Origin of the sequence: Paraburkholderia phytofirmans PsJN (assembly GCF_000020125.1) — a bacterium.
Lineage (GTDB): Bacteria > Pseudomonadota > Gammaproteobacteria > Burkholderiales > Burkholderiaceae > Paraburkholderia > Paraburkholderia phytofirmans.
In genome coordinates this window covers 256,367-281,689 of sequence record NC_010676.1, presented here as the reverse complement: position 1 = coordinate 281,689, position 25,323 = coordinate 256,367, and the positions used below count along the sequence as shown (strand labels likewise).

General features: G+C 60.3%; 26 protein-coding genes. 16 read left to right on the top strand and 10 right to left on the bottom strand.

What is annotated here, in order from left to right; all coding sequences use genetic code 11:
- Positions 1–149: 149 nt before the first annotated feature.
- From BPHYT_RS21040 to BPHYT_RS21020, 5 genes are all read right to left on the bottom strand, one after another.
- On the bottom strand, positions 150–1,076 hold the full coding sequence (locus BPHYT_RS21040) for an ABC transporter permease (protein WP_012426132.1): 927 nt from the start codon (positions 1,074–1,076) through the stop codon (positions 150–152).
- On the bottom strand, positions 1,073–2,266 hold the full coding sequence (locus tag BPHYT_RS21035; RefSeq protein ID WP_012426131.1) for an ABC transporter permease: 1,194 nt from the start codon (positions 2,264–2,266) through the stop codon (positions 1,073–1,075). The genes BPHYT_RS21040 and BPHYT_RS21035 overlap by 4 nt, the downstream gene beginning before the upstream one ends.
- Before the next feature lie 24 nt (positions 2,267–2,290).
- Complete coding sequence (locus BPHYT_RS21030) at positions 2,291–3,832, bottom strand: ABC transporter ATP-binding protein (protein ID WP_012426130.1); 1,542 nt, start codon at positions 3,830–3,832, stop codon at positions 2,291–2,293.
- Positions 3,833–5,070: 1,238 nt separating this feature from the next.
- A complete protein-coding gene (locus BPHYT_RS21025) occupies positions 5,071–5,607 on the bottom strand; it encodes a hemerythrin domain-containing protein (protein WP_012426129.1) in 537 nt (178 codons plus the stop codon).
- A gap of 329 nt (positions 5,608–5,936) precedes the next feature.
- Positions 5,937–7,061 carry a branched-chain amino acid ABC transporter substrate-binding protein gene (locus BPHYT_RS21020; protein WP_041759469.1) on the bottom strand — a complete coding sequence of 375 codons (1,125 nt, stop codon included), beginning with the start codon at positions 7,059–7,061 and terminating at the stop codon, positions 5,937–5,939.
- Between the two features lie 272 nt (positions 7,062–7,333).
- Here BPHYT_RS21020 and BPHYT_RS21015 point away from each other — a divergent pair, with 272 nt between their 5' ends.
- From BPHYT_RS21015 to BPHYT_RS21000, 4 genes are all read left to right on the top strand, one after another.
- Positions 7,334–8,425, top strand: coding sequence for a GlxA family transcriptional regulator (locus BPHYT_RS21015; RefSeq protein ID WP_012426127.1), 1,092 nt, complete (start codon positions 7,334–7,336; stop codon positions 8,423–8,425).
- A 202-nt stretch (positions 8,426–8,627) separates the two neighbouring features.
- Positions 8,628–9,875 carry a D-amino acid dehydrogenase gene (locus BPHYT_RS21010; RefSeq protein ID WP_012426126.1) on the top strand — a complete coding sequence of 416 codons (1,248 nt, stop codon included), beginning with the start codon at positions 8,628–8,630 and terminating at the stop codon, positions 9,873–9,875.
- Between the two features lie 58 nt (positions 9,876–9,933).
- Positions 9,934–10,926: an asparaginase gene (locus BPHYT_RS21005; protein ID WP_012426125.1), complete on the top strand. Its 993-nt coding sequence runs from the start codon at positions 9,934–9,936 to the stop codon at positions 10,924–10,926.
- Positions 10,927–10,972: 46 nt separating this feature from the next.
- Entirely contained in the window at positions 10,973–11,887 is a 915-nt protein-coding gene (locus tag BPHYT_RS21000; RefSeq protein WP_012426124.1) for an ornithine cyclodeaminase family protein, read from the top strand.
- 89 nt (positions 11,888–11,976) lie between these two features.
- On the opposite strand, the gene BPHYT_RS20995 is transcribed toward BPHYT_RS21000, so the two are convergent.
- A complete protein-coding gene (locus tag BPHYT_RS20995) occupies positions 11,977–12,465 on the bottom strand; it encodes an NUDIX domain-containing protein (RefSeq protein WP_012426123.1) in 489 nt (162 codons plus the stop codon).
- Positions 12,466–12,839: 374 nt separating this feature from the next.
- Here BPHYT_RS20995 and phaP point away from each other — a divergent pair, with 374 nt between their 5' ends.
- Complete coding sequence (gene phaP / locus BPHYT_RS20990; protein WP_012426122.1) at positions 12,840–13,334, top strand: TIGR01841 family phasin; 495 nt, start codon at positions 12,840–12,842, stop codon at positions 13,332–13,334.
- A gap of 154 nt (positions 13,335–13,488) precedes the next feature.
- The gene (locus BPHYT_RS20985) at positions 13,489–14,028 is read left to right on the top strand and encodes a hypothetical protein (protein WP_238535731.1); all 540 of its coding nucleotides are present in this window, start codon (positions 13,489–13,491) and stop codon (positions 14,026–14,028) included.
- Positions 14,029–14,273: 245 nt separating this feature from the next.
- Here the strand turns inward: BPHYT_RS20985 and BPHYT_RS37420 are convergent, their stop codons facing one another.
- Positions 14,274–14,525, bottom strand: a complete 252-nt coding sequence (locus BPHYT_RS37420) for a hypothetical protein (RefSeq protein ID WP_012426120.1) — start codon at positions 14,523–14,525, stop codon at positions 14,274–14,276.
- A gap of 550 nt (positions 14,526–15,075) precedes the next feature.
- Between BPHYT_RS37420 and BPHYT_RS20980 the strand changes: the two genes are divergently transcribed.
- Entirely contained in the window at positions 15,076–15,402 is a 327-nt protein-coding gene (locus BPHYT_RS20980; RefSeq protein ID WP_012426119.1) for an H-NS family nucleoid-associated regulatory protein, read from the top strand.
- Between the two features lie 26 nt (positions 15,403–15,428).
- Here BPHYT_RS20980 and BPHYT_RS37415 read toward each other — a convergent pair whose 3' ends face one another.
- A complete protein-coding gene (locus tag BPHYT_RS37415; RefSeq protein ID WP_012426118.1) occupies positions 15,429–15,947 on the bottom strand; it encodes a hypothetical protein in 519 nt (172 codons plus the stop codon).
- 147 nt (positions 15,948–16,094) lie between these two features.
- On the opposite strand from BPHYT_RS37415, the gene BPHYT_RS20975 reads away from it, so the two are divergent.
- The 3 genes from BPHYT_RS20975 (at position 16,095) to BPHYT_RS20965 (ending at position 17,736) form a co-directional block, all read left to right on the top strand.
- Positions 16,095–16,823, top strand: a complete 729-nt coding sequence (locus BPHYT_RS20975) for a haloacid dehalogenase type II (protein WP_012426117.1) — start codon at positions 16,095–16,097, stop codon at positions 16,821–16,823.
- A 228-nt stretch (positions 16,824–17,051) separates the two neighbouring features.
- Positions 17,052–17,192 (top strand): hypothetical protein, encoded by a 141-nt coding sequence (locus BPHYT_RS39170; protein WP_238535730.1) that lies wholly within the window; start codon positions 17,052–17,054, stop codon positions 17,190–17,192.
- A 70-nt stretch (positions 17,193–17,262) separates the two neighbouring features.
- The gene (locus tag BPHYT_RS20965; protein ID WP_012426115.1) at positions 17,263–17,736 is read left to right on the top strand and encodes a PRC-barrel domain-containing protein; all 474 of its coding nucleotides are present in this window, start codon (positions 17,263–17,265) and stop codon (positions 17,734–17,736) included.
- 232 nt (positions 17,737–17,968) lie between these two features.
- Here the strand turns inward: BPHYT_RS20965 and BPHYT_RS20960 are convergent, their stop codons facing one another.
- Complete coding sequence (locus BPHYT_RS20960; protein WP_012426114.1) at positions 17,969–18,931, bottom strand: 2-hydroxyacid dehydrogenase; 963 nt, start codon at positions 18,929–18,931, stop codon at positions 17,969–17,971.
- Between the two features lie 314 nt (positions 18,932–19,245).
- Here BPHYT_RS20960 and BPHYT_RS20955 point away from each other — a divergent pair, with 314 nt between their 5' ends.
- The 5 genes from BPHYT_RS20955 to BPHYT_RS20935 all read left to right on the top strand — a co-directional run bounded on the left by BPHYT_RS20955 (position 19,246) and on the right by BPHYT_RS20935 (position 23,711).
- The gene (locus BPHYT_RS20955) at positions 19,246–20,004 is read left to right on the top strand and encodes an SDR family oxidoreductase (protein ID WP_012426113.1); all 759 of its coding nucleotides are present in this window, start codon (positions 19,246–19,248) and stop codon (positions 20,002–20,004) included.
- A 54-nt stretch (positions 20,005–20,058) separates the two neighbouring features.
- Complete coding sequence (locus tag BPHYT_RS20950; RefSeq protein ID WP_012426112.1) at positions 20,059–21,375, top strand: MFS transporter; 1,317 nt, start codon at positions 20,059–20,061, stop codon at positions 21,373–21,375.
- 25 nt (positions 21,376–21,400) lie between these two features.
- Positions 21,401–21,790 carry a VOC family protein gene (locus BPHYT_RS20945; RefSeq protein WP_012426111.1) on the top strand — a complete coding sequence of 130 codons (390 nt, stop codon included), beginning with the start codon at positions 21,401–21,403 and terminating at the stop codon, positions 21,788–21,790.
- Between the two features lie 95 nt (positions 21,791–21,885).
- Positions 21,886–23,130, top strand: coding sequence for a citrate synthase (locus BPHYT_RS20940; RefSeq protein WP_012426110.1), 1,245 nt, complete (start codon positions 21,886–21,888; stop codon positions 23,128–23,130).
- A gap of 146 nt (positions 23,131–23,276) precedes the next feature.
- A complete protein-coding gene (locus BPHYT_RS20935) occupies positions 23,277–23,711 on the top strand; it encodes a YciI family protein (protein WP_012426109.1) in 435 nt (144 codons plus the stop codon).
- 37 nt (positions 23,712–23,748) lie between these two features.
- Here the strand turns inward: BPHYT_RS20935 and BPHYT_RS20930 are convergent, their stop codons facing one another.
- Positions 23,749–24,036: a DUF1330 domain-containing protein gene (locus tag BPHYT_RS20930; protein WP_012426108.1), complete on the bottom strand. Its 288-nt coding sequence runs from the start codon at positions 24,034–24,036 to the stop codon at positions 23,749–23,751.
- Between the two features lie 584 nt (positions 24,037–24,620).
- Here BPHYT_RS20930 and BPHYT_RS20925 point away from each other — a divergent pair.
- A complete protein-coding gene (locus BPHYT_RS20925; protein ID WP_012426107.1) occupies positions 24,621–25,298 on the top strand; it encodes a type 1 glutamine amidotransferase domain-containing protein in 678 nt (225 codons plus the stop codon).
- The last annotated feature ends 25 nt before the right edge of the window (positions 25,299–25,323 follow it).

Genomic DNA, 25,323 nt, shown 5'->3' with positions numbered 1-25,323 from the left:
ACGATGTATTAATCGAGTGAGAGATCGAGTGGCGGAAATTCAAATCCCTACAGCCAACGACAAGGGACTGCCGATTGCCCCGGTCGCTGTTGTCTCGCCAACCGCCCGCATATCGAACACTGGACCGGCTACGTTCTGGATCCGCAAGCTCAGCGTCGTTCCTCGCGAACATAGGGTTCTCCGAGGGCGCATGGCGTTTCATCGCTGCCGCGGCGCACGATAGCCCCCTGGATCATCACGGCAAGGGTGATCAGGTATGGCGCGCAAAGCACATAGTACTGGGGCATACTGATGCCGGCGGCCGCCATCTGCGGTATGAGTGCCTCGATCCCGCCGAACAGCAGAGCGCCAATCAGGGCACGACCTGGCGACCAGCGGGCAAAAATCACGAGTGCCACTGCAATCCATCCGCGCCCTCCCGTCATATCGGCGATCCACATATGCGTACCCGCCACGGAGATGTATCCGCCAGCAAGTCCCACCAAAGTGGACCCTGCCATGATGGCCAGAAACCGGACGCGCAGCACCGCCACGCCGGCGGCGTCCGCCGCCGGCGGGCTCTCTCCGACGGAGCGCAGGCGTAGCCCACCAACCGTACGATTTAAATACCAGGTCACGACCGCGAAAATCAGCGGCGTCAAGTAGACCACCAGATTCTGGTTGAAAAGGGAGCCGACTAGAGGGAGACGGGCCACCGGCCCAAGTGCAATCGGTTGCAGGCCAGAGACCGGCCGATTGATCCACCCTGCTAACGTGCCCAGCAGACTGGTCAGGCCCTGGCAAAAGAACACGAGCGCCAATCCCGCAATCACCTGATTGACACGCAACCACACCACCATCACGGCGAACAGGACCGAGATTGCCCCACCGGCGATCATCGACATGAGCAGTGCAATACCGGCATTATGGACAGTAAGTTGAGTGCCGATGCCGGCCAACGCACCAACCAGCATGATGCCTTCGGCACCGAGCGAAAGTACTCCGGCACGCTCGCTCACAATCAGGCCGAGAGCGGCCAGAGCGAAGGGCACGGCAGCGTCCGGTACATTTCCAATCCAGCTGAAGAGCAGGTTCATTCGGCTACTCCCACGGGCGACAGGCGGTAACGGGTGAAGAAGTCCGATGCCGCAACGACAATGACGAGAATCGCCTGGATGAGTTGCACCATCGAAAACGGTATCTGGTACAACACCTGCAGGCTGCGGCCGGTGACAAACAACGCAGCCACCAGCAGCGCGACCACGCTGGCGGCGATCGGGTTGTTGCGCGCGAGGAATGCGATAAGGATTCCCGAGAATCCGTAGCCACTGTAGAAATCTTGCGTGAGCCGCCCAGCCTGCGCCGCGGTTACCGTAAATCCGGCAAAACCCGCGAGTGCACCCGAGAGCAGCACGACACCGGCTACGACGTTGCGCACGGGTACGCCCATCGCCTCCGCCGCACGCGCATTGACGTTCACGAATCGCACGTATATGCCAGCCCGGCTGCGATGCAGGAACCACCAGGCGGCTAGTGCGAACAACACAGCCAGCAAGATTGCGCTGCTGTATCCGCTGGCAATGCTGGGAAGACGCTCCGCTGCCAGGAAGTTGCGCGAATGAGGAAACGAATCTCTAGGGTCTTTCCATTGGCCATAGACCAGATTCAACAGAAGGTTGGCCGCAACGTAGTTAAGCATGAGTGTGGAAATGATTTCGCTGATGCCTAGGCGCATCCTGAGCAGCAGCGGCAACACAGTCCATAGCGCACCGCAAACCAGCGCTGCGGCGCCCATCAGCCACAGTCGCGTCTCGGGTGTACCGGCATCCGCTAGCGCAACCGCGGTCGCGCCAATGGCGCCCCACACCATCTGGCCTTCCAGACCAAGGTTCCAGAACTTGGCCCGAAAAGACAGCGCGGCCGCAAGGCCTACCATCACCATCGGCGCCGCCTGAAAGAGGACAGCCCGAAAGTTGTCGGCGTCGCCTAACGTCTCCACGATAAATTCATTAAACAGGTCACTGGCCGAGATGCCCGCGGTCATCAAGATCGCAACACAGACGGCCAGTCCCACCGTGACTGAAAAGGCAAGCACAACGGCCTGTTTGCGCCGTGGAGTCTCCTGGCGCAGCTCAAGCGCATAACGCCGCGCCAGCAGCGATGTGCGGCATGCACGCCGAGGAGTGGGGGTAGCCTCGAGTGAGGCAAACGAGGTCGAAGATTCGCCGTCGAGCGCGGAGTCTGGCATGCGGACCTCCGTCTGGTTGGACGGTACGGTATTGGTCATAGATGCTCCAGGTTGCAGGGGTCATCAGGAGTGAGCGACCATCGCTTGACCGATAGCCTGTCGGTCCACGGGTGCGCTGAAGTTGCCGACGATGCGTCCACGCACCATGACGCCGGCGCGGTCGGCAAGCGCCAGTACTTCGTCGAGGTCTTCGCTGATGATCAGCACGGCGGCACCTTCATCACGAGCGGCACGAAGCCGCGCATGGACTTGGGCGCTCGCGCGTACATCCAGTCCCCTACTGGGGCTATGCGCAAGGACGACTCTGGGCCGGCGGCTGAATTCGCGCGCAATCACCAGCTTTTGCGCGTTGCCACCTGAAAGTAGCGAGACACTCTGGCGTAGCGAGCGCACGCCGAGCACATCAAAATGTTTGACCGCTTTGGCGGCATCCGCCTCCATGCGCCGATAGTCAAGCCACAAGGGGTTGCCGTAGTGGCCTGCATGAACCTGCCCGATGGCAAAGTTTTCGACCACCGAAAGCAGCCCGGCTAACGCAAAAGTCTGCCGGTCGGCGGGAATGCAGGCGATGCCCATGTCGCGCCGATCAACAGAGCTGGCGCGGCGCAGGTCTCCTGCGCCTTCGATCACCATGGTGCCTTCGTCCAGTGGCAGCAGGCCCATGATCGCCTGCATCAGTTCGCTCTGACCGTTTCCTCCCACCCCGGCAAGCCCGTAGATCTCGCCCGCGTGCACTGTCAGGTCCACGCCGTCGAGCGCCGGCAACCCCTGCCGGGTGCCGGTTCGTGAGGCTGCGCTGCGCACTCCCCGTAGAAGAAGTCGCGGTTCGGCACGGTCTCTATTGGCAGCATCAATCGACGGCTTCTCCGGTGCCACGACCTCGCCCACCGCAAGGCGCACCACCTCCGCCTGCGACATCTCGGATGGTCTGAATGTGTTAACCGTGCGACCAGACCGCATCACTGTGACGCGATCGGCGTAACGTCGGACATCGGCCATCTTGTGCGTGACCAGTACGACGGCTGAACCCTTTGATGCGAGCAGACGCATGGTTTCGAGCAATCTCGCGGCTTCCTGACCGGTGAGCACGGCAGTCGGCTCATCAAGCACGAGAATGCGTGCGCCGGCCAGTAGCACCTTCAGTATCTCGACACGCTGCTGTTCGGCCACCGACAATTGAGAAATGCGTCGGTCCGGATCAATTTCGAATCCGAGAGTCGCGCACTGCGAACAGATCGCCTCACGTACCTTTGCGAGTCGCTTGCCGTATCTCGGCTGCGCGCCGCCCATTGAGATGCCCAGCAGGATGTTCTCGGCGACGGTAAAACGGGACACCAGCTTGAAATGCTGATGAACCATTCCGATACCGATACGAGCTGCGTCGCCGGGTCCACTCAGTCGCACAGGCTGACCACCTACTGAAATGGTGCCCGTCTCCGGCGCATAGAGACCCGCAGCAACATTCATCAGGGTAGACTTGCCCGCGCCGTTCTCTCCGAGTAGCGCGTGCAGTTCGCCCCACCTGACATCAAACTGCGCATCGCTCAGCGCAATGAATCCATCAAACGACTTATGGATTCCAACAAGCTCAAGTGCCATCGACATGCGAGGAGTCCTTCGCTAGTATCGCGATTTGTAAATTCTCAAAATAATCAGGATTGTTGCTTGCCTTTCGGATAGTTACCGCTGCCCACCAAGGACGCGAGCAGGGAACCGCGTTCGTGCTTCGTTCAAATCAGGCCTTAGCTGCTTTATTGGTCGATCGCTCGGCTGGGCGTCATAAAACGCTCATCACCGGACGCCCGGCATCGGGCGGAAACACGCACCACATACCGTCATCGTGGAGGAAGATATAAATTGCCAACGTACTTCGTGCCTGCAATGCCTCAACGCATACATAGCGGCGCTGATTTGAGCGCGTGCGGCTGAACCGGGTCGCTCGGACCGGTATGACTGAAGTCAAACCAAACCATTTCCGACCAGCATACGCACGGACCGGTCCATCGTGCCCACCGATCTTCCCTTCAATTCCGCATCTCTTCGATGCAGCGATTCAATACCATGCTCTGAACTCCGAACTTTATGTCACAGTGAGAACGACTCCTTTGTGCGAAACATAGGAGTTATTTCAGCACCGTCCTGATAGCCATCACGGCGCCCAGCGATTCGTATTGCGAATTTATAGATAATGACACCAGGTCATTTCTTTACGTCACATAACCATTCACGACTTGAATGCGATCAAGTCCACGGTTTGACTAAACGGACGTCTAAACGCGCAAACTCTAGATACTTCTCCCCTTTGTCATTTCATATTATTTCCGGACCGGTGACTTTCTTCCCTGTCTGCAGCGACAACGTAACAAGTGAAGTCCTAGCTTGAAGTCTCACCAGTCAAAATAGCTTCGAACATATGCAGTCGACATGCCATCCGAACCGCCGTGACGGAGGTGAATAAAAGCCGGTTGTTGGTGTTATCTGTACAGACATGACGACCCCACGCGTTACCGCCGCTCTTTGCAGGCTGCGGGTATCGTCACGAATTGGACGACGCGGCCAACCTCGTGGCGGTGGCCTAGCCGGGACCGCTGCATTGCTGAGACGGTTCCGTAAAATCTCGCAATGAAGAATACGAAAATCGCTCTACCACGGGCATCGTTTTGCTGGGCAATGTCAAGTTAGCGCAGGCTTTTCCAGTGGAAAAAGCACAGCACTCTCGTCCTGAGCGTAGTCGTGCCACAGGAATATGTCGAGCAACGTCTTGCGCATGCTGCGAAGTCGCTGCTCGACGGTCATAAGTACCACTTTGGTTGGCAGACGCGACGGCTATCGCGTTTCTTCATTTAGCCGGCGAGTGTCTTGTCGCCCACCAGTTTGCTACCTGCCGCGTCGAGCTTACCCTGCAGTTCGGCCTTTCGCTTCGCCATTTTTTCACCGAGTGCGCGGAGATCGCAAGGAGTCTTGCGCAGCTCCGGAAAGAGTTCCTCTTCTTCTTCCTCGACATGATGACCCACCATCTCGCTCATCACTTTGAAGGTCGCATCGAAGCCCTTGTCACCCGCCTTCATGGTTTCAAATTTGGCGATCAAGGTCTTGACGAGGAAATGTTCGATATACGCTTCCTCGACGTCTATCGCGTCGCTGTCCGGTAATGCTTCCTGTGCGGCCGGATAAAGCAGTTCCTCTTCGAGCATCGTATGAATGGAAAGCTCTTCGCAGGCACGCTGCGCCAGTGCCGACTTCGCCTCAAGATCGTCGTCGGCCGCTTTCTCGAATGCCGTGAAAAGTTTCTCCACTGCGCGATGCTCCGCCTCGAGAAAAGCCAGTGCATCGGGCGCGCCCGAGCCCGTTTCCGTTTTGTCCTGCTTGGTGGTTTCCATGTCGATCTCCTCGGCCATAGGGTTGACTGCAACGCAGCTGGTTGCAGCGGTTGAGCACCCTATGCCGCAACCCGCATGCCTGGACATCGACAGGGCCTGAGGCAGCTTTGGAAGACGACATTACCGACGACCGGTCAGACGTCGGGCGACCGAGAACCGCCGCCGCGCTTCGGCAGTGTCGTTGTCATAAAGTTGCGGTGCGCGGTCGAGAAGAATCAGTTCCATGGTGTAGTAAAACAGCGGCACATCAACCACGCTTCTGTGCCGCCAAACCTACAACAATCCGAGAACAGCGCTCGATCAGTAAAAACAAGACCGCTAAAGCCCCCTCACTTCTCCACCACGCCCAATAACGCCTGTTTGCCACCGACATACTTGTACAGCGAGATCACGCCGTGCCGCAGGTCGCCTCTGGAATCGAACTGCGTTTCGCCGAGCACGCCGTGATAATCGGTCGCCGGCATCGCCGCGAGAATCTTCGCGGAGTCCGTCGACTGCGCGCGCTTCATCGCTGCAACGATCACCCCGACCGCATCGTATGCAAACGGAGAATTCAAGACCGGCGCATAGCCGAAACGCTTCTTGTAGCGTTCGACAAACGCCGGACCTTCGGCCATCTTGAGCAGCGGCGCACCGGCAATCGAGCAGATCACGTTATCGGCGGCGTCGCCCGCGAGTTTCGCGAGGTCGTCGGCGCACAAGCCGTCGCCGGCGAGCACTTTGATCGTGATGCCGAGCTGCTTTGCCTGCTTCGCAAACGGTCCGCCGGTGCCGTCGAGGCCACCGTACATGATCGCGTCCGGCTTTTCGCCCTTGATCTTCGTGAGAATCGCGCGGAAGTCGACGGCCTTGTCGGTGCTCGCGTCGTGCGACAACACCGTGACGCCATTCGCCTTCGCCTGCCTCTCGAACTCGACCGCTAGGCCCTGGCCGTAGGCGGTCGAATCGTCGACGATCGCCACCGTCTTCACCTTCAGCGTTTTTGCGGCGTAATCGGCGAGCGTGGGTCCCTGCTGTGCGTCGGTGGCGACCACGCGATACGCGGTCTTGAATCCCTGCAACGTGTACGCCGGGTTGGTCGCGGACGGTGACACCTGCACGACACCGGCATCGTTGTAAATCTTCGACGCGGGAATGGTCGAACCGGACTGCATATGGCCGACCACCGCGACCACTTTGTCGTCCACCAGTTTCTGCGCGACCTGGGTCGCCTGACGCGGATCGCCGGCATCGTCCTGGGCGTCGAACACCAGCGTCACCTTCTGTCCGCCGATCACGAGCCCCTTCTGGTTGATTTCCTCGATCGCAAGGCGCGCGCCGTTTTCCGTGTCCTTGCCCAGATACGAAGCCGGCCCGGTCACGGGCGCGGCTTCGCCGATTTTCACCATCTCGTCGGCACGGGCGGCGCCCACGGCAGCCGCCGCCAATGTACCCAGAATGCCGACAGTCGCCATGCCGCGACCCAAGGCTGTGCTTTTGCTCATGCTTCACCCGAATAGTAGTGATGGTTGGGGCACGCGACTGCATGCGCCGATCTTCCTGCCTTCGTCGGATCGCCCGGCCTCGCGGCACGGCGTCGTTCGTCAGCGGTTCCAAATTTATGCAGCCAGAAAGCGGCGGCATTGAACCGATCTGCCGGAAAATAGAAGAATTGCGTCAGGCGCCGATTGCGCGAATTCGCGGCACCTCACCGTATAATCAGCGCGAACCGCCCCCGAGTTTGCGCATGCCGACTGCCCGCTCTTCCTCTCCTGCGTCCCCTGCCACTGCGCCGACGGCTCACGAACTGGTCGAGCAACTGGATGCACTGCCGCGCGCGTTGCAAGCCCGCCCGAGCCGCTCCGAGGCCGAGTTGAGCGTGGGCATTCTGTTGTGGCCGCGTTTTCCGATGCTGTCGCTCGCCGGCCTGTGCGATGCACTGCGCCACGCGGCGGATCGTGGCGACCAGAGCCGCCAGTTGCGCTGTCTGTGGACCATCGTCGGCGTTCAGGCCGAAGCGGTCGAAGCGAGTTGCGGCATTCCGGTACGGGTGCAATCGGCGTTTCCGGATGTCACGCAATTCGACTATGTCGTCGTGATCGGCGGATTGCTGCCGCATCTGGACCAGGTCGACCGCCGCTACTGGGACTATCTGCAGCAGGCCGCACAGGCGGGCATTCCGCTGGTCGGCATGTGCACCGGCAGTTTCGTGCTGGCGCGGGCCGGTCTGCTGGAAGACCGTGTTGCCTGCGTGCACAGCTTCCATCTGGACGACTACAGGCGCATGTTTCCGTCACTGCGCGTGATCACGCACGCCGACTATCTGATCGACGGCAACCGCATCACCTGCGCGGGCGGCATTTCGGTGGTCGAACTCGCCGCGCGTTTGATCAGCTTGCACTGCGGACCGGACCGCGCGTCGAAGGTGATTCATCAGATGACCGTCAGCCGTCAGGGCGGCTCATCGTTCGTCGAGCGTCGCGCCGCGCTGGGTTATCTCTCGGTCGATGACGCGACCGTGCGTCACGCGGTATTGCTCATGGAAGAGAATCTGGAAGCGCCGCTGAACATCGCGGTCATCGCGAAGATGATCGGCACGAGCGTGCGTAACCTCGAACGCGCGTTCATGAGCGAGATGAACGCGTCGCCGAATGAATTTTATCGGCGCATGCGGCTGCGCTACGCGCGCTGGATGCTCGTCAACACGGCGCGCAAGATCACCGACATCGCCTACGAATGCGGCTTCGCGGATTCGGCGCACTTTATCCGGGCATTTCGCGAAGCGTATGGCGTGACACCGGGCAAGCTGCGCGCCTCGCGCAGTGTTGCAACCAGCTGACCGTCCCGTCTCCAACACCATCCTCACGAGCGCTTCATCTCACCAGGCTGGTACCTGTCGCGTTTCTTCTACTTTTCGGCAAATCGGTGCAATTCCTCCGCACCGGCCCCGTCGTACATTCAGGTCATCGGGCAAGCCATGCATCGTGCTGCCCCTAACGCAAAAGATCGCGAAGATCACGCAAGAGAGCGAGTGCAGCGGTATGCGGATATTGATCATCGGCGCGGGCGTCATCGGCCTGTCGAGCGCGTATTACCTGAGCCGCGCGGGCTATGACGTCACGGTAGCGGACCGGCATGCGGAGGTCGCCAGCGAAACCAGTTTCGGCAACGGCGGGCAGCTGTCGTATAGCTACGTCGCGCCACTTGCCGGCCCCGGCGTCGTGTCGAAACTGCCGCGCTGGCTAACGCAGCGCGATTCGCCGGTACGTTTCCGGCCGAAGCTGAGCGTCGAACAGTGGCGCTGGTGCTTCGAATTCCTGTCCGCCTGCACACGCGCCCGCAGCGAGTTGACCACGCAAAAGCTGCTGTCACTGTCGTTCCTGAGCCGCACGTTGATGCACGAACTCATCGCCGCCGAACCCTCGCTCGATTTCGACTTCGTGCGCTCCGGCAAGCTCGTGCTGCATCGCGACGCCAACGCCATGCAAAGCGCGGTGGATTTGCTGGCGTTCCAGCGCACGCTCGGTTGTGAACAGCAGGCGCTGAGCGCCGACGCATGCGTGGAAATCGAGCCGGCGCTTGCGCATGCCCGGTCGTTTCTGGCGGGCGGCATTCATACGCCGAGCGAAGACACGGCCGATTGCCGGCGCTTCTGCAAGGGTCTGGAGGCGGTGCTGCGCGAGCGCGGCGTACGCTTCTTGATGAACACGCCAATCGATGGCCTCAAGTTCGGTGCAAAAGGCGTCGAAGCCATTTGCGATGGCGCACCGCTCGCGGCGGATCGGATTGTCGTCGCCTCGGGTGCGGGCGCAGCGCAATTGCTCAAGCCGCTCGGCATCCGCGTGGCGATCTATCCGATCAAGGGCTATAGCCTGACATTCGATCTTCAGCCGCACATCACGGCGCCGCATGTGAGCATCACCGACTTCGCCCGTAAGGTCGTCTATGCGCGGCTGGGCGAACGGCTGCGAGTTGGGGGCATTGCCGATATCGGCGGCTATTCGCTCGATGCAGACCCCGCGCGCTTCGCGACGCTGCGCAAGGAGACGGCTACGCTGTTTCCCGAGGTCGCCCAATCCGCCGCTTCTGGCGAATGGACCGGTTTGCGTCCGGCAACGCCGCACGGCCTGCCGATTGTCGGACCGACGCGCTATCCGAACCTGTGGCTCAACGTAGGACATGGCGCGCTCGGCTTTACGCTCGCGACGGGTTCAGCCGCGCTATTGGCGGATGGACTCGCGGGCAGCAACAATCGCGAACTGAGCAGCGCCTTCGTCCTTTCGCATTGACGTTCTAAAGCCGCCCCCCAATGACCTCGTTTCTATTCTCCAACCTGACCAGATCCGCATGACAGCAAAAGCCAATATTGTTGTGATTGGCACAGGCGGTACTATCGCCGGCCAAGGTAAAGCCAGCGTCAATACTTCCACGTACATGTGCTCGGTACTCGGCATCGACGAGATTCTCGGCTCGATTCCGCACGCGGGTGAACTGGCGAATCTGCGCGCGGAACAACTGCTGCAAACCGGCTCCGAGAATTTCAACAACACGCACCTGCTTGCAATCGGCAATCGCGTCGCCGAACTGCTGGCACGAAACGATGTCGACGGCGTAGTCATCACGCACGGTACCGATACGATCGAGGAGACCGCGTACTTTTTGCATCTCACTCTCAAGAGCGCAAAGCCGGTGGTGGTGGTCGGCTCGATGCGTCCGCCATCGGCGATGAGTTCCGACGCCGCGCTGAATTTATACGATGCGCTTGCGGTTGCAACGCATCCGTCGTCGCGCGGACTCGGGACGCTGGTCGTCGCCAACAACGAGATCCATACGGCACGTGACGTGGTCAAGAGCAACAGTTTCAAGCTCGACGCCTTCCGTTCGCCATACGGTGCGCTAGGGTATGTGATCGAAGGCGCGCCTCGCTATTACCGTCGGCCCGCGCGCGCCCATACGCTCGACACGCCATGGTCGATCACCACGCTTCGCTCACTGCCAAAAGTCGATATCGTCTATGCGTATGGCGCGCTCGAACCCGGCGCGATCAGCGCGATTACCGCGAACGCGCGCGGACTGATCTATGTGGGAACCGGCAATGGCAATGTCGCCAGTCATCTGATCGATCCGCTTCGCGATGCCGCGAGGCGGGGCGTGCATGTGGTGCGCGCCTCGCGCACCGGCAGCGGCATCGTGTTACACAACGGCGCGCAACCCGACCACGAATACGGCTGGCTCACAGTCGACGACCAGATTCCTCAGAAGGCCCGCATCCTTCTGACGTTGGCGCTCACGCAAACCGACGACACAGCTGCGTTGCAGGCCGTCTTCGAGCGCTATTGAAGCGCGCGTCTTCTTTCCGACTCACTCTCCTCCGATCACGCCAATCATGCAATTCATCACCGACGACCACGTGCGCCGCCTCATCACGATGCGCGACGCAATTGCCGAACTGCGCATCGCGCTCGCGGAACACGGCGCGGGCCGCGCTCCGGTTCAACCGCGCGTCAGAACGAAGGGCGAGCATGTATCCGTCAGCATGATGGGCGCGATCCTGCCGTCGCGCGGCGTGTGCGGCGCCAAGGTCTATTCGACGCATGGCGGCCGGTTCGATTTTGTCGTTCCGCTCTTTTCGAGCGACGACGGATGCCTGATATCGATTCTTCACGGCGACGCACTGACCGAATTCCGCACCGCCGCGGTCACGCGTATCGCCAGCGACGCACTCGCCCGACCCGGCGCACGGGTGCTCGCCGTGTTCGGTACCGGCCGGCAAGCGAGAGCACATATCCGTGCGCTCGCTGACGGGTCCAGCATCGAGCGGGTGCTGATCGTCGGCATCGACCATGTGGCGCAAACGGTTGCTGAAATGCAGGCGCTGTTCCCGGACAAACTGATCGAAGCCAGCCACGCGCAAGCGGCCGCTCGCGCCGCCGATGTGATCGTCACCGCCACGCGTAGCGCGACGCCGCTCTTCGACGGCACGTGGGTGAAGCCGGGCGTATTCATCGCGGCGATCGGTTCAAGCAAACCCGATGCGCGCGAACTCGACGACGCGCTGCTGGCGCGCGCGAATACACTCGTCGTCGAGTCGCTCGAACAGGCCCGCAGCGAAGCGGGCGATCTGCTGATGGCCGCACCGGGTGTGGTCGCCTGGGACGACATCATCGAACTGGGTGCGGTGCTCGCGAACCGCCGGATCGAGCCTCGCGCCCGAGGCGACGTGACGATTTTCAAGTCGCTCGGCTTCGGCCTCGCTGACGTTGCGTTAGCCGGTTTGATCACGCGGCGGATGAGCAACTGAAGGCAGTAGCGCTACCTTCCAGTTCGTGCAGGAAAACGACGAGGCTTTCGCCAGGAAATGCCGGGATGTCCAGAAAGGAAAAGGGCCAACTAACAGCGGCCATCTTTGCCGAGATACGCAGTGACCGCTTTTGTGAGCGCGATGCTGTGCATTTCCTCCGGCGATGCCAGACGCGCGGCGACAATCTCACGATTATCGAGCCGCAGCGCGGGCATGCAATCGAGGCGCAGTTCAAAGAAATGCACCCGGTCTCTTCGCCCGTCCCAAATGCCGCAGGCGCTGCCCGCGGGGAGCAATCTGCCAGTCGACAGGCCAATCTCCTCCTCCATTTCACGCCGCGCTGCTGCATCAGGCGCCTCACCGGGGTGGACACTACCGCCGGGAAAATTCCACTCGGCCCGATACGATGACTTCACAAGCAATAGCGCCTGACCGACGTAGATGGCGACGAGCGCGCCTTCATGGTGAGGCCGCCGAAGATGCCACCATACGCGAGCGAACTGGAATCCGAGGCGAAGCGCCATACGCCAGACAGAGTCGATAAGCATAGCTGGTCGTACTCGCTCAAGGCTCGGCATGCGTTCTCTCCTTTCCTTTCTTGGCTGGAGGGTGTTCCGGGGGCGATCTGTTTGTGCGGCTCAGGTCGTTCAACGTTTGCCGCACCACAATCAGGAAACCGTAGTGTAGCCAGCGGCTGCTTCTGCTCGGGAGAGCGATTATCGACAATTCAAGGGCGCAAGTCGACTGGCCGTGCCAGTTCGTCACGGCGGCGCTGGCCTTGCCGTCGCAAAGAATTCATCGACCTCACAGCGAAACCGATTGACATCCCGATAATCCCCCGTACAATGGGTTTTGTTGCAGCGCAGCAATTTACGTTGCCCCTCTTGGCGCGCGGTTTTGTTTCCACTCAGAGCCCCTCGCACTCTTGCCGCCTTACCCTTACGGAGCAGTGATGAGCACTCTTATTCCCCAACAATTGGTTGCCGCCCAACAATCCAGCCTTGAGGCGCTTTTCGGTCTGACGAACAAAGCATTTGAAGGTTTCGAACAGTTGGTCGCGTTGAATTTGCAAGTTGGTAAAGCAGTTCTCGCCGAAAACCAGGAAATCGTCACCAAAGCTCTCTCAGCCGGCAACCCGGGCGCGCTGTTCGCGTTGCAAGCAAGTCTTTCTCAGCCAGTGGCGGAAAAAGTAGTTGCGTACGGCCGCCGGGTTCATGAAATCGTGTCCGGCGTTCAGAGCGAAATCACCGCCGCTGCGACAGCGCAGGGCCAGCAGTTCCAACGGGACGCACAAGGTTTCGTCGAGAGCCTTCAGAAGAACACACCGGCCGGAAGCGAATCCGCTGTTGCCGCGTGGAACTCGGTTCTCTCGGCAGCGAATGCGACCTATGAATCGGCTAACAAGGCTGCCAAGCAGTTCGTGTCGAGCGTATCCGCCGTTCATTAAGACCCTGCGTCTTTCTTAGACCTTTTGCGTCTGCCAATGCGAACTTCGGTTCGCATTTTCTTTTTCCTGAACCGGATGTATCAAGAAGCGACTAATGCTGTGCAGGTTGCTTCTGAACAGCACCACGAGACAGCGCACTTCAAGCAAGGACGAAATGACCGGACACTCTGCAATGGACGATCGATTTGATCGACGAGAACTGCTCCTTCACCTGGGCGACATTCTCGCCGCGTTGAACTGTTTAAACGACGCGAACGAACCGGGCGCCTCGGTGGCGCATCTTGTGAAGAAACATGCTTCATTGGAGCACTTCGCGTTCCTTCACGCCCTGTCGCCAACAATGACGACGAGCGAATTCGGCACACGCGTCGCCCGTTCATTTTTCTCGTGGCCAAGCGAGTTGCTCGAGGCGGATCTCAATCGGGACACACTCGCGTCAACCGTCCAACAGAATCTGTTTGAAGCAAATCCCGACGGCTGGAACGCGTATCTCGGCTACGTCCGAAAGAAAGTGAAGTGGTTCGGCACCGCACTCTCGAATCACGGCAAAGACGCTCTGGCTGAACCGTCGCACGATGTCCCCAATGAGACCAGCCCAATCGAGCCGCCGGTCAAGGTCGAGCCGACTGCGCAAGCGGATGCGCGCGACGAGAAAAGAGGTTGGCCCTGGCCGGAACCGCGGTCGAAGTCCTGACACTTGCCGCTTGTGGCCAGTACCTCCAGATCAAGATTCGCGAGCAGTCAAACTTGGCGTGCAAAGCGCTTTCCGTTCGCGGCGGAAGCCAGCAGGGACGCTTCGCAAACACCGTCCATATCACTGCGCGCGCGGACCTCAATGGATGAAAGAGGATCCGGCCAGCCTGCCCACAGGCGCCGGTCCCGTGCCCGACGCGAGCAGACAGCGCCATAGGCTGTCGACTCACGCGCGGTCAGTCGGTGTTAGCTGCCTCCGAAAAAAACGTTGCATTGCGGGTCTACCCTGCACGGCCTGGCATGGCGCGCGCCGCTTTGCATCCGGGTATCAGGCGTGCCGCCGTAGGCTTCCATCCCCGTACTGGGCGAAGAATCAGCCTGAGTCGCGGCGCTTTGCTGCGGAGCGGGTTGTGCAGCATCGGGCATGCTTTGCGCATATGCAAACCCGGCCATGACAAACAACCCGAAAGCAGAAGCAACCATCAATCGTAATTTCATGTCGGCTCCTTAAGCCAGGTTGAGTTTTCCATCCATGTGATTCGTAATGCGCGTGTCGCGCGATTGAAATCCATGCAGGATGTGCGGATGCGAAGCTGTCTTCGAATCCGCGGGCCCACCGCCCGAGGCCAGAGTTTCAGGCAGTTGGGAAGAAGCGAAGCGCAGTGCGCCAGGCGAAGGTCGATGGACGCGAGATGGCGTGCGAGCAGCCAATGTCAACGGATTTCATGGACCCGTTGGCACGTAATAGTCGCCCCTGCAAATACGTTATAGGGCGCAGAAAGTCGAAACGAAAGCGAATGTTTAAACCCACTGTCCCCATGCAACGCAGACGCGGTTTTTGCCTAGTGGGTCGAGATGGGATCTGCCATCCAGGGTCGCGAAGGTTTTGCCACTCTGCCTGCAACAGTGTTTTCAGAAATCGCACATCGACGCCCGCTTTTCTCGACACGATACTTCCCACATCCGAATTGTCTCGTGACGGGACGTGTCGGCAAGGCAAGACGACACGAGACCGCTACGAGCCTCGAACTTCGAAGGGGAAACCGACATGGACGAGCAAAAACGCCTCAGCATGATTGCGTACCTGCGCCGCAAGATGACCACAGTCGGCATCAAGGTGGCGGACCTCAAAGCGGCGATCGCCGAAGACAGGGCGCGCCAAAAGTCGGCGCGATATCGCAGTGCTTTCGGCGACACCTGGGACGGCAAGGGCGATATGCCGCAATGGCTAAAACAAGCCACGAGCGCCGGACAATCACTGACGCACTTTGCGATCGACAAACCGTCGGCATCGGCTAGCCGTCAACGTCCTGCCATCGACTGGAGTCGAGACCCGTTCGCGGGCACGCGTCTGGCGACAGTTCGGGCTTCTTGAGCTGACAAGGTGTATATCCCGGGCGCTCAATGCGAACGCCCGTGTCCTCCGCCACTGCCCCAGTAGTGGCCGCCACCCATCCCGTGCCCAGGGTATCCGCGGCCACCCCAGCCGCCATGACCGCCCCAACCGCCTGAATATCCGTGGCCCCAGTAGCCGTAGCCGTGGCGGCCCCAATAGCCGTATCGGCCACCGCCATAACAGCAGCCGCCCCAATAGCCGAAACTCAGCGACACTGAGGGTCCCCACCACGCGGGCGAGCCGTAGTAGGGATACGCGACTGGATAATACGCGGGCGCAACGAAGGCGGGCACAGCTGGTGCTATGTAGGTGTTCGTCGCCACAGTCGCATCCGACACGGCCGCACCATCTGCTGCTGTGGCGGCCGTCGAGAAAGAGTATTGCTGCGGTGCGGCCGCCGTCGGCACAACGCCGTATGGAACGTAGCCATAGGGCACGTAGTAGTAGCAACCGGACAAAGCGGCGGACAGGACAACCAGCGCAACGGCGCGGCCCGCGCGCGACATTGCGTCCAGCGTTTTCATAACATGCTCCACGGTCTGAAACGGCGCGGCAAGCCGCGCCTTTAATACAGTCAGCTTACTCCAGAAAACCGGATGCCTATGCGCCTCGGGGTCAGGGACATATCCGGTTAGACTTGTTTCTCCGCACCGCATGAAAAGGTCCGTCACATGCCGAATAGCCCGGAAATCAAGGCTCTTTTGTTCGACGTCTTCGGGACGGTCGTCGATTGGAGAAGTGGCGTCGCTCGCGACGTCGGTCAATTTCTCAGCCGTCACGCCGTGGCAATCGACTCATTCGCGTTTGCAGACGCGTGGCGACGTCAATATGCGCCCGCCATGGAGGAGATACGGAGCGGGCGGCGGCAGTTTGTCCGGCTTGACGTTTTGCACAAGGAAAACCTGCTCAAGGTCCTGGCCGACTATGGCGTCGACAACAGTTCAATTTCCGCGGCGGAACTGGATGAACTGAATCACGCCTGGCATCGCCTGGACGCCTGGCCCGATTCAGTCGAAGGACTGCTGAGACTCAAGCGCCACTTCATGATTGCCCCGCTCTCGAACGGGAACATCAGGCTGATGATCGATATGGCGAAACGCGCCGCGCTTCCGTGGGACGCAATTCTCGGCGCGGAAGTCGTTCGGGCATACAAGCCGTCGCCACAAGTCTACGTCGATACGGTCGAAATCCTGGGTCTGAACCCCGCGGAGGTTTGCATGGTGGCGGCTCATAACAGCGACCTCGCAGCGGCACGTCAATGCGGCTTGAAGACGGCGTTCGTCGTGCGCCCCGTCGAACACGGACCTGACCAGCAAAGCGACCTGCATGCCGAACAGCGTTGGGATTTTGCAGCAGTGGATATGAATGACCTCGCCACGCAGCTCGGCTGTCCGACGTAGCGGCCCCGCTTACATCAACTGGTGTTTTGTCGTACGAATTGCTTCTAGCGGCAATCGATTCTCGTCATCGAACCTTCACATATTGACGGGACAATCGCGCCACTGAGAGAGCGGGCGTCGCCACCCCAAATAAATCAAATGCAAATCCTGCCGAACACACCGGCCACCAGAATCAGCTCTCATCGCGGGTATGGTCTCCGCGCAAGTACGACGCCGACCGGCGACGGCTTGCATTCCGCCGACCTCGTTATCGAACAGCCCGGACGGCCGCCGCGAGCATTCGCCTCGCTGGATCTGTTCTACGACCACGAACAGGCAATGCAATACGCCACTGTCTGGGGGCGTATCTGGGTCGACTCAAAAACCTGAGACCAACCTGACCCACTCGGGAACACCGCTTGCGCGCAACCGGTTTACCTTTTTTCGAAGGAGGTAAATCATGGGCTCAATCAACCCGCAAGGTGACACCCGCCGCGGAGCGGAAATCGTCGGCGGTGGCATGGGCGAAGGACCGGGACCGGACATCATGGCCGCGGCAACGCTCGACGGGAACAAGGTCATGTCCTCTGATGGCGAACATGTCGGGAAAATTTCGGACATCATGCTGGACGTCAGGAACGGACGCATTGCCTACGCGGTACTTTCCGAGGGAGGCTTTCTCGGAATGGGTTCCACCTTGCACGCCATCCCATGGAGTGCGTTGACGCTCGACACGGACGAGAAGTGCTTTATCGTCGACATTACCGCACAGCGTCTCAAGGACGACCCGGGTTTCGACAAGGACCACTGGCCGACAATGGCGGACGCGAAGTGGGGAGAATCGACGTACAGCTACTACAACCGCCAGCCGTATTGGTCAGCCACCCATGACGTGGTAGAAAGCGACCCCGCCATCAGACCGAGCGAGCACTAATAACAACTAATAACATCCACAGGTAAGCCGTGCCATGCGGACGGCCAGTCTGTCGCTCTAGCGCTTGCGCCCACCGCGCTCCATTGCGGTGGGCGTAAGCGCATCAAACAAAGCATGAACTGGCGGCTAACCACGCTCATGAATTTATTGCGAAAGCCGGTGATTGCGGCGCATGGTTGAAACACCCATCTACCGCTCGCACATTGCAAGCTCCGATTTTGAAAAGCGAACGTCAGACCGGGTTCAATGCAGGCCGTTCATTCAGCACAGCGGCAACATTATCCAGCGCCGTAAAACCCATCTGATCGCGCGTCTCCATCGTGGCGCTGGCCATGTGAGGCGTCAGGAACACGTTGTCGAGTCCGGCGAACCGCTTATCGACATTGGGCTCGTTCCGGTACACGTCCAGACCTGCACCAAACAGATGTCCCGAGGTCAGCGCTTCGTAGAGCGCGTCTTCATCCACCAGTGCGCCACGCGCCGCGTTGACAAAAACCGCGCCCGCCGGCAGGAGCGCAAATTCTCTTTTTGTCATTAGCGGAACGCCTCCGCCCGGCACGTGCAGCGTCAACACCTGGCAGTGCGGCAACATTTCGTCGAGGCTGTTGTAAAACGTCGCGCCATTTTCCAGCGACGCAGCCGCACGGTTGATGTCCGTATAGATCACGCGCATGCCGAAGCCCTGCGCACGCTTCGCGACCGCGCGCCCGATACGCCCGAATCCGACAATGCCGAGCGTCTTGCCATTGACGCGCGTACCCAGCATCTCGGTCATCCCGAATGATTTGCCCCAACCGTTGCGCATGATCCGTTCATATTCCGACGCGCGGCGGCAAGCCGCCAGCACGAGCAGAAGGGAAAAGTCGGCCGTGCATTCGGTCAACGCATCGGGTGCGTTCGTGACGACGATTCCCCTCTCGCGGGCGGCCGCCACATCCATGTGATCGAAACCCGCGCTCGCGTTCGCAATGATTTTCACCGTCGAGGGCAGCGCGGCAATGTGCTCCGCTTGCAGACCCGACTTCTTCCCGATCAATACGGCCGGCGTTGCGTGCTTTTTGCAAAAGTCGACGACCGACCACGCGTCCATATCGGACTCGGTCACGAAGGCATGAAATTCGGCCTCGGCGCGATTCGCCACGGCTGTGGGCACCTTTCGCGCAATCAACAGCCTGGTGCGGTTATTTTCCGACATGGTTTTTCCTTGGGTAGGGCAGACGTCGAGAGACTACGAAACCGCAGACGGGACCGTCAATGTTGATTGGAAGAATCAACTATCGAAAACGATTCCCCCCTTTATTCGTCCCTGGCGCACCATGCACGTTGCGATGCGTTGCGTTCCATCTCCGAACCCACGCGCCGCCGGCAACGCGCGCATCAGGAAAACCCTGGTGCGCGCCCCATCGGTAAAGCGCCCAGATGTTGATTCAATGAATCAAGATTGCTCGACGGATAGCGCGAATGCAACTCTGCTTCCCGTGTTCAACCGAACTGTCGAGAGGAAGTGAAATGCCTGCATCGAAGAAATTCGCAGCTGTGACCGGCGCCGGCTCCGGGATCGGCCGCGCCGCCGCCGTGGCGCTCGCCAATGCGGGATTCGCCGTTGCGCTGATCGGGCGCAGAACCGAGCCGCTGCTGGAAACCAAGGAAACCATCGGCATGGCCGGTGGAGAAGCGCATGTATTCCAGGCGGACGTTGCCGATGCGGCATCGGTCGAGCAGGCGTTTTCGCGCATTGCCGAGGCATTCGGCCGCCTCGACGTGCTCTTCAATAACGCGGGCCGCAATGCGGGCGCGGTGCCGCTGGAAGACTACGACGCCGATTTCTGGAACGATGTCGTGGCCACCAATCTGACCGGCGTTTTTCTGTGCGCCCGGTCCGCTTATCGCTTGATGAAAGCACAGTCGCCTCAAGGCGGTCGCATCATCAACAACGGATCGATCTCCGCTCATTCGCCGAGGCCGCATACCATCGCCTATACGGCGACAAAACATGCGGTCACCGGCATCACCCGCTCGATCGCGCTGGACGGACGCGCGTTCAACATCGCGTGCGGCCAGATCGATATCGGCAATGCGGCCACATCGCTCACAGAACGCATGAACCGCGGCGTGATGCAAGCGGACGGACGCGTGGCGCCTGAAGCAAGAATGGATGTGACGCACGTCGCGAATGCCGTCGTGCATATGGCCAGTCTTCCGCTCGAAGCCAACGTCCTCAACATGACCATCATGGCGAGCGCGATGCCGTTCGTCGGCCGCGGATAAATCGCACCACGCCGAATATAAAAAGAACAACCGGCCAACGTACTGGAGACACCGATGAAAGTCGTAGAGGAACAAACATTGTCGGCGCGAAACCCGGCTTACGCGGATACCACGAAGCGCTCCAAAGTGCGATACGTCGTGCTCTCGATGCTGCTCGCGGCAACCATCCTCAATTACGTGGACAGGTCGGCGCTCGGCATCGTCGCGCCGGGACTCTCGAAAGGCCTCGCGCTGGACAAGATGCAGATGGGCGAGCTGTTTGCCGCATTCGGCCTCGCCTACTCCATCGGGCTGGTGCCCGGCGGCGTACTGACCGACGTTCTAGGCTCGCGCGTGGCATATGCACTGTCCCTCCTCGGCTGGTCGTTCGCCACGCTAACGCAAGGTCTCGCGACCGGCTATCACATGCTGCTCGGCTCGCGGCTTGCCATCGGCGCGCTGGAGGCGCCGGCTTTTCCTTCAAACGCGCGTGCCGTGACGTTATGGTTTCCCGCCCGCGAGCGCGGCTTCGCGACCAGCGTCTATGTCATGGGGCAATACATCGGCACGCCGTTGTTCACCGGCCTGCTGCTGTGGATTTCCGCCGCGTATGGCTGGCGCATGGTCTTTTACGTCACGGGCGGCGTCGGCATTCTGTTCAGTCTTTTCTGGTACCGGGTTTATCGCGATCCGCATCAGCACGCGAGCGTAAATGCCGCCGAACTTCAATACATCAACGACGGCTCTACGGCTGCGCGTAAGCCCCGCGAGAAGTTCGACTGGCGTATGGCGCTCAAGCTGCTTAGTTACCGGCAGATTCTCGCCATCTGCGTCGGCAAGTTCTGCAACAACACGCTGCTTGTCTTTTTCACCACGTGGTTCATGACCTATCTGATCGAAGCGCGTCATATGTCGATGATCAAGGTCGGCATCTTCCAGGCACTTCCTTTTATCGGCGCGACGGCCGGCATTCTTCTCGCCGGCTCCCTCTCGGACTTTTTCATCCGGCGCGGCGTGTCGATTTCCACGGCACGCAAGACGCCGCTCATCGTCGGCACGCTGCTGGGCGCATCGATCGTGCTGGTCAATTTTGTCGAGTCGAACGAGGCGGTGATCGCCATCCTCACTATCGCGTTCTTCGCGCAAGGTGTCGGGTCGATGTCGTGGGCTGCCGTTTCCGAAATCGCGCCGCGCCAATACGTGGGACTGACCAGCAGCATCACGAGTCTCGCGGCCAACATTGCGGGCGTGACGACGCCGCTCATGATCGGCTATATCACTCACCACACCGGCCACTTCTACTGGGCGCTCAACCTGATGGGCGCGATATGCCTGCTCGGCGCGTTCTCCTACTCCGTGCTGCTGGGGAAGCTCTCCCGCATCGAACTGTGACGCTTTTGACTACCGGTGAAATCGTATGATGGAATTCAAGTGGGATCATCTGCAACTGTGCTCGGCCGACGCCGAGGCCACCGCCGCATGGTTTGCGCGCTGTCTGAACGCCGAGATCGTGCGTCGCCCGGGGCGAGTGGATTTGCGCATCGGCAGCATCAACCTCTTCATCACGGCGCTAGCGGGCGCGCAAACCGGCCGCGCCGATAGTAAGCGGAAACAGGGCATCGATCATTTCGGCGTGGTCGTGGATGATCTCGATGCCGCGTTCGAGCATCTGTCGCGCTGCGACGCGGAAATCGTCGAGCCGATCAAACAGGTCCGCCCCGGCGTCCGAGCCTGCTTCGTGCGATCGCCAGGGGACATTCTCGTCGAGATCCTGGAGCGCCGACCCGCCGAGATGACTTTTACCTGAAAAGACGTCAATATTGACGCTCGATCGGTTGCGCTCGCCTGCATGGCGCGGTCCGCGTCGTAACGGCTCTGCTGCATCACCTTGCCTGCCATCCCATGCGAAACTGGATCACGCTGACTGAAGCGGCTCGACAACTCGGCGTGCAAGCGCAGACCATCTATGCGTACGTCAGCCGCGGCAACATCGCGGTCATGCCGGATCCGAATGACCCGCGCAAGAGCCTGTATCGTGCGGAAGACGTGGCCGGCCTGTGCCGCAAAAAACAGGTTGGACGCAAGCGCGAGGCGCTCGCCGCCGGGACCATATTCGGCACCGAGCCCTGCATTTACAGCGGCATTACCACCTTCTCAAAGGGTCGGCCGTATTACCGGGGACGGGACAGCATCCGGCTGTCGGACACGGCGACGCTCGAAGACGTGGCGGCCATTCTCTGGAATGCGCGCGGCCCCGTCTCCTTCGAACCCGGCGACCTGCCGCTACAGGGCGACGAGCGCGGCAGGCAATGCGCGTTCACATCGCTGGCGGCGCTCGCGGCCAGCGGGCACTCGACCCTCGGACGCACCGACAGCGCGCTTCATGTCGAGGCTGGCCGGCTCGTCGCGCTGATCGCGCAAGCGTTTGGCGCGCGCTCTGATGCGGATGCACAAACGACGCATGAACGGCTCGCACTCGGCTGGGGCCAGGGCCGCGAAGGCGCCGAACTCATCCGCCGCGCCATGGTTCTCGTGGCCGACCACGAGACGACGAGTTCGGCGTTCGCCGCCAGAATTACCGCCTCCACCGGCGCATCCCTGCCGGGATGCCTGCTCACCGGGCTCGCGACGCTCTCAGGCCCGCTTCATGGCGACGCGTCAGGCCGCGTGAGGGCCGTGTTCGACGACGTCGCAAGACTCGGTGCGGAGCATGTCGTCGTCCATCATTTGCAGTCGGCTACGCCCATTCCAGGGTTCGGGCATCACCTCTATCCAGACGGCGATGCCCGAGCAGCCGCACTGCTCGACGTGCTCGATCCGCCTCGAGAACTCACGTCGTTCATCAACAAGGTGGTTGAACTGACCGGCTTCAAGCCGAATATCGACATCGCGCTTGCCGCATTGGCGGCGCAGTTGGCGTTGCCGCGCGATGCGTCGTTCGCGCTGTTCGCAACGGCCCGAAGCGTGGGTTTGCTGGCGCATTGCATCGAACAGCTCAGGGTGGGCAAGGTCATTCGGCCACGGGGCCGCTACACCGGCCGCGCATTGGAAGACGCCAGCCCCGCGCTGCCCGCGGACGGTGCCGAGAAAGCGCTGGATCCAGCCACGCTCGACAAGAATCGGGTGTTCAAGGTGGTTGAGCGCTGAGAAGCGCCTCCCGCCCAGTCTCCGCTAAGCACAAGAAACCCTCGGAGCCAACTGTCGATTTCGCGCGCACTCGTTCGTCGTGGTGTTGAAGGCACCGAATGTCTTCCCACATAATCTGAGCCTCAACTTTGGACGGGAGAATCCCAATGCGCGTTATGGTCATGGTCAAGGCGACCGCTGAATCCGAAGCCGGTCAAATGCCCGGCACGGAACTTATCGAAGCGATGGGCCGATATAACGAGGAGCTGGTCAAGGCCGGCATCATGCTCGGCGGCGACGGACTTAAACCGAGCTCGAAAGGCGTGCGCGTGAAATTTTCTGGCAAGGATCGAACCGTCGTCGACGGTCCGTTTGCCGAAACCAAGGAATTGATCGCGGGCTACTGGATCTGGCAAGTGCAATCAATGGAAGAAGCGATCGAATGGGTACGCCGCTGCCCGAACCCGATGGCGAGCGATTCGGAAATCGAAATTCGCCCGTTCTTCGAGGCTGCGGATTTTGGCGAGGCATTTACGCCTGAGCTACAGGAACACGAAGAGCGGCTTCGGCAGCAGATTGAATCGAAGCAAAGTAAAGACTAAGGCAACTCTCCGCGCGCCGATCGTTGCCGCCTTTTCGTCACACGCCCTCGACGAGAACCGCGCGGTAACGAGCACCCTTGAACCGGTGCTGTGCGACTTCCTGATACGCCGGGCTGTCGTACCACGCACGCGCGGCTTCTGTTGACGGAAACTGAACAATCACCACACCCTCCGGCGCGTCGCCTTCGAGAACCTGCTGAGGTCCGTAGGCAGCGAGGACCGTGACGGGATGACCCTTGAAGGTCTCGCCCACCTTGCTTTGATAGATGTCGAGTTCAGCCTGATCCTGCGTGCTTTCCTTGGTGAAGACGATGTATGTCGCCATAACGTACGCTCCTGATGTGTGGTGAAGATGCGCACGACGCTTCCCAGCGAGCGTATTACACCTCGATACGCAGAGTCGGCGCATAGTCGAATCTTATTGCATCCTGCATTCTAGCGTCGCGCCAGCTATCTCGCATCGTAGCGTGAGTCGCTTTGACGACTGCGCCGGTGAGCCGTGTGTTGCCCACTTCGAGGTCTCCGGAAACACGGCACGCGACGACATAATCTTCCGTATTGATGCCAGCATGAAAACAGCGGCGCTACCGGCATTGCGCCATGGCGTCGCAGGTCGATCGGCAAAGCGCCGCGCATACCATCGCATGATTAGGCGATACCTTGGTGTGATAGCGCGACTCGGGAACGGGACCAGAATACAAGCGGTCATCACATGCGTCGCAACAGCAGATGGCTGCGACAGCGCTCCCCTTCATCGGGTCTGGCGGTCTTCATCCTCCCGGCCCACGCGCGCCAATTCCGCGGCAACGCGAAGACCACGAACATCTGCTCCGAGGAACGACTTCAACCTCAAGCATTCCCTGCGGCGAAGCCGCGCTTTAGCACTGGCCTCAAAGAACGGAGACTGCAATGAAAATTCTGTTGGTTTTGACTTCGCACAACGTGCTCGGCGATACAGGCAAGCCGACCGGCTTCTGGCTCGAAGAATTCACCGCGCCCTACTATGCGTTCACGGATGCCGGTGCGGAGGTCACCGTGGCCTCACCCAAGGGCGGCCAACCACCAATCGATCCCAAAAGCGACGATCCAGACAATCAGACCGACACCATGCTGCGCTTCAAGAAAGATCCTGCGACCCAGAAGGCGTTGGCCAACAGCGTCAAGCTCGCCGACGTCAAGGCCGCCGACTACGACACGATCTTCTATGCCGGCGGCCACGGCCCAATGTGGGATCTGACCAACGACAAGAACTCGATTGCGCTGATCGAGGATTTCTACAATGCGGGCAAGCCGGTCGCCGCTGTCTGTCATGGTCCGTGTGTTCTGTTCAAGGCGACCTACGAGGGACAGCCTCTCGTCAAGGGAAAGCGCGTTACCGGCTTTACCAACGACGAAGAAGAAGCCGTGGGCCTCACCAAGGTTGTGCCCTTTCTCGTCGAGGACGAGCTCAAGCGTCTGGGCGGCCACTTTGAGAAGGTGGAGAACTGGGCCGTGCTCACGGTTGTCGATGGACGGCTGATCACCGGCCAGAATCCGGCCTCCTCCGGGCCGACTGCCAAAGAGTTGCTGAAGGTTCTGCAGGCCTAGTTTCAATCGGGCGCGGACCACGAAG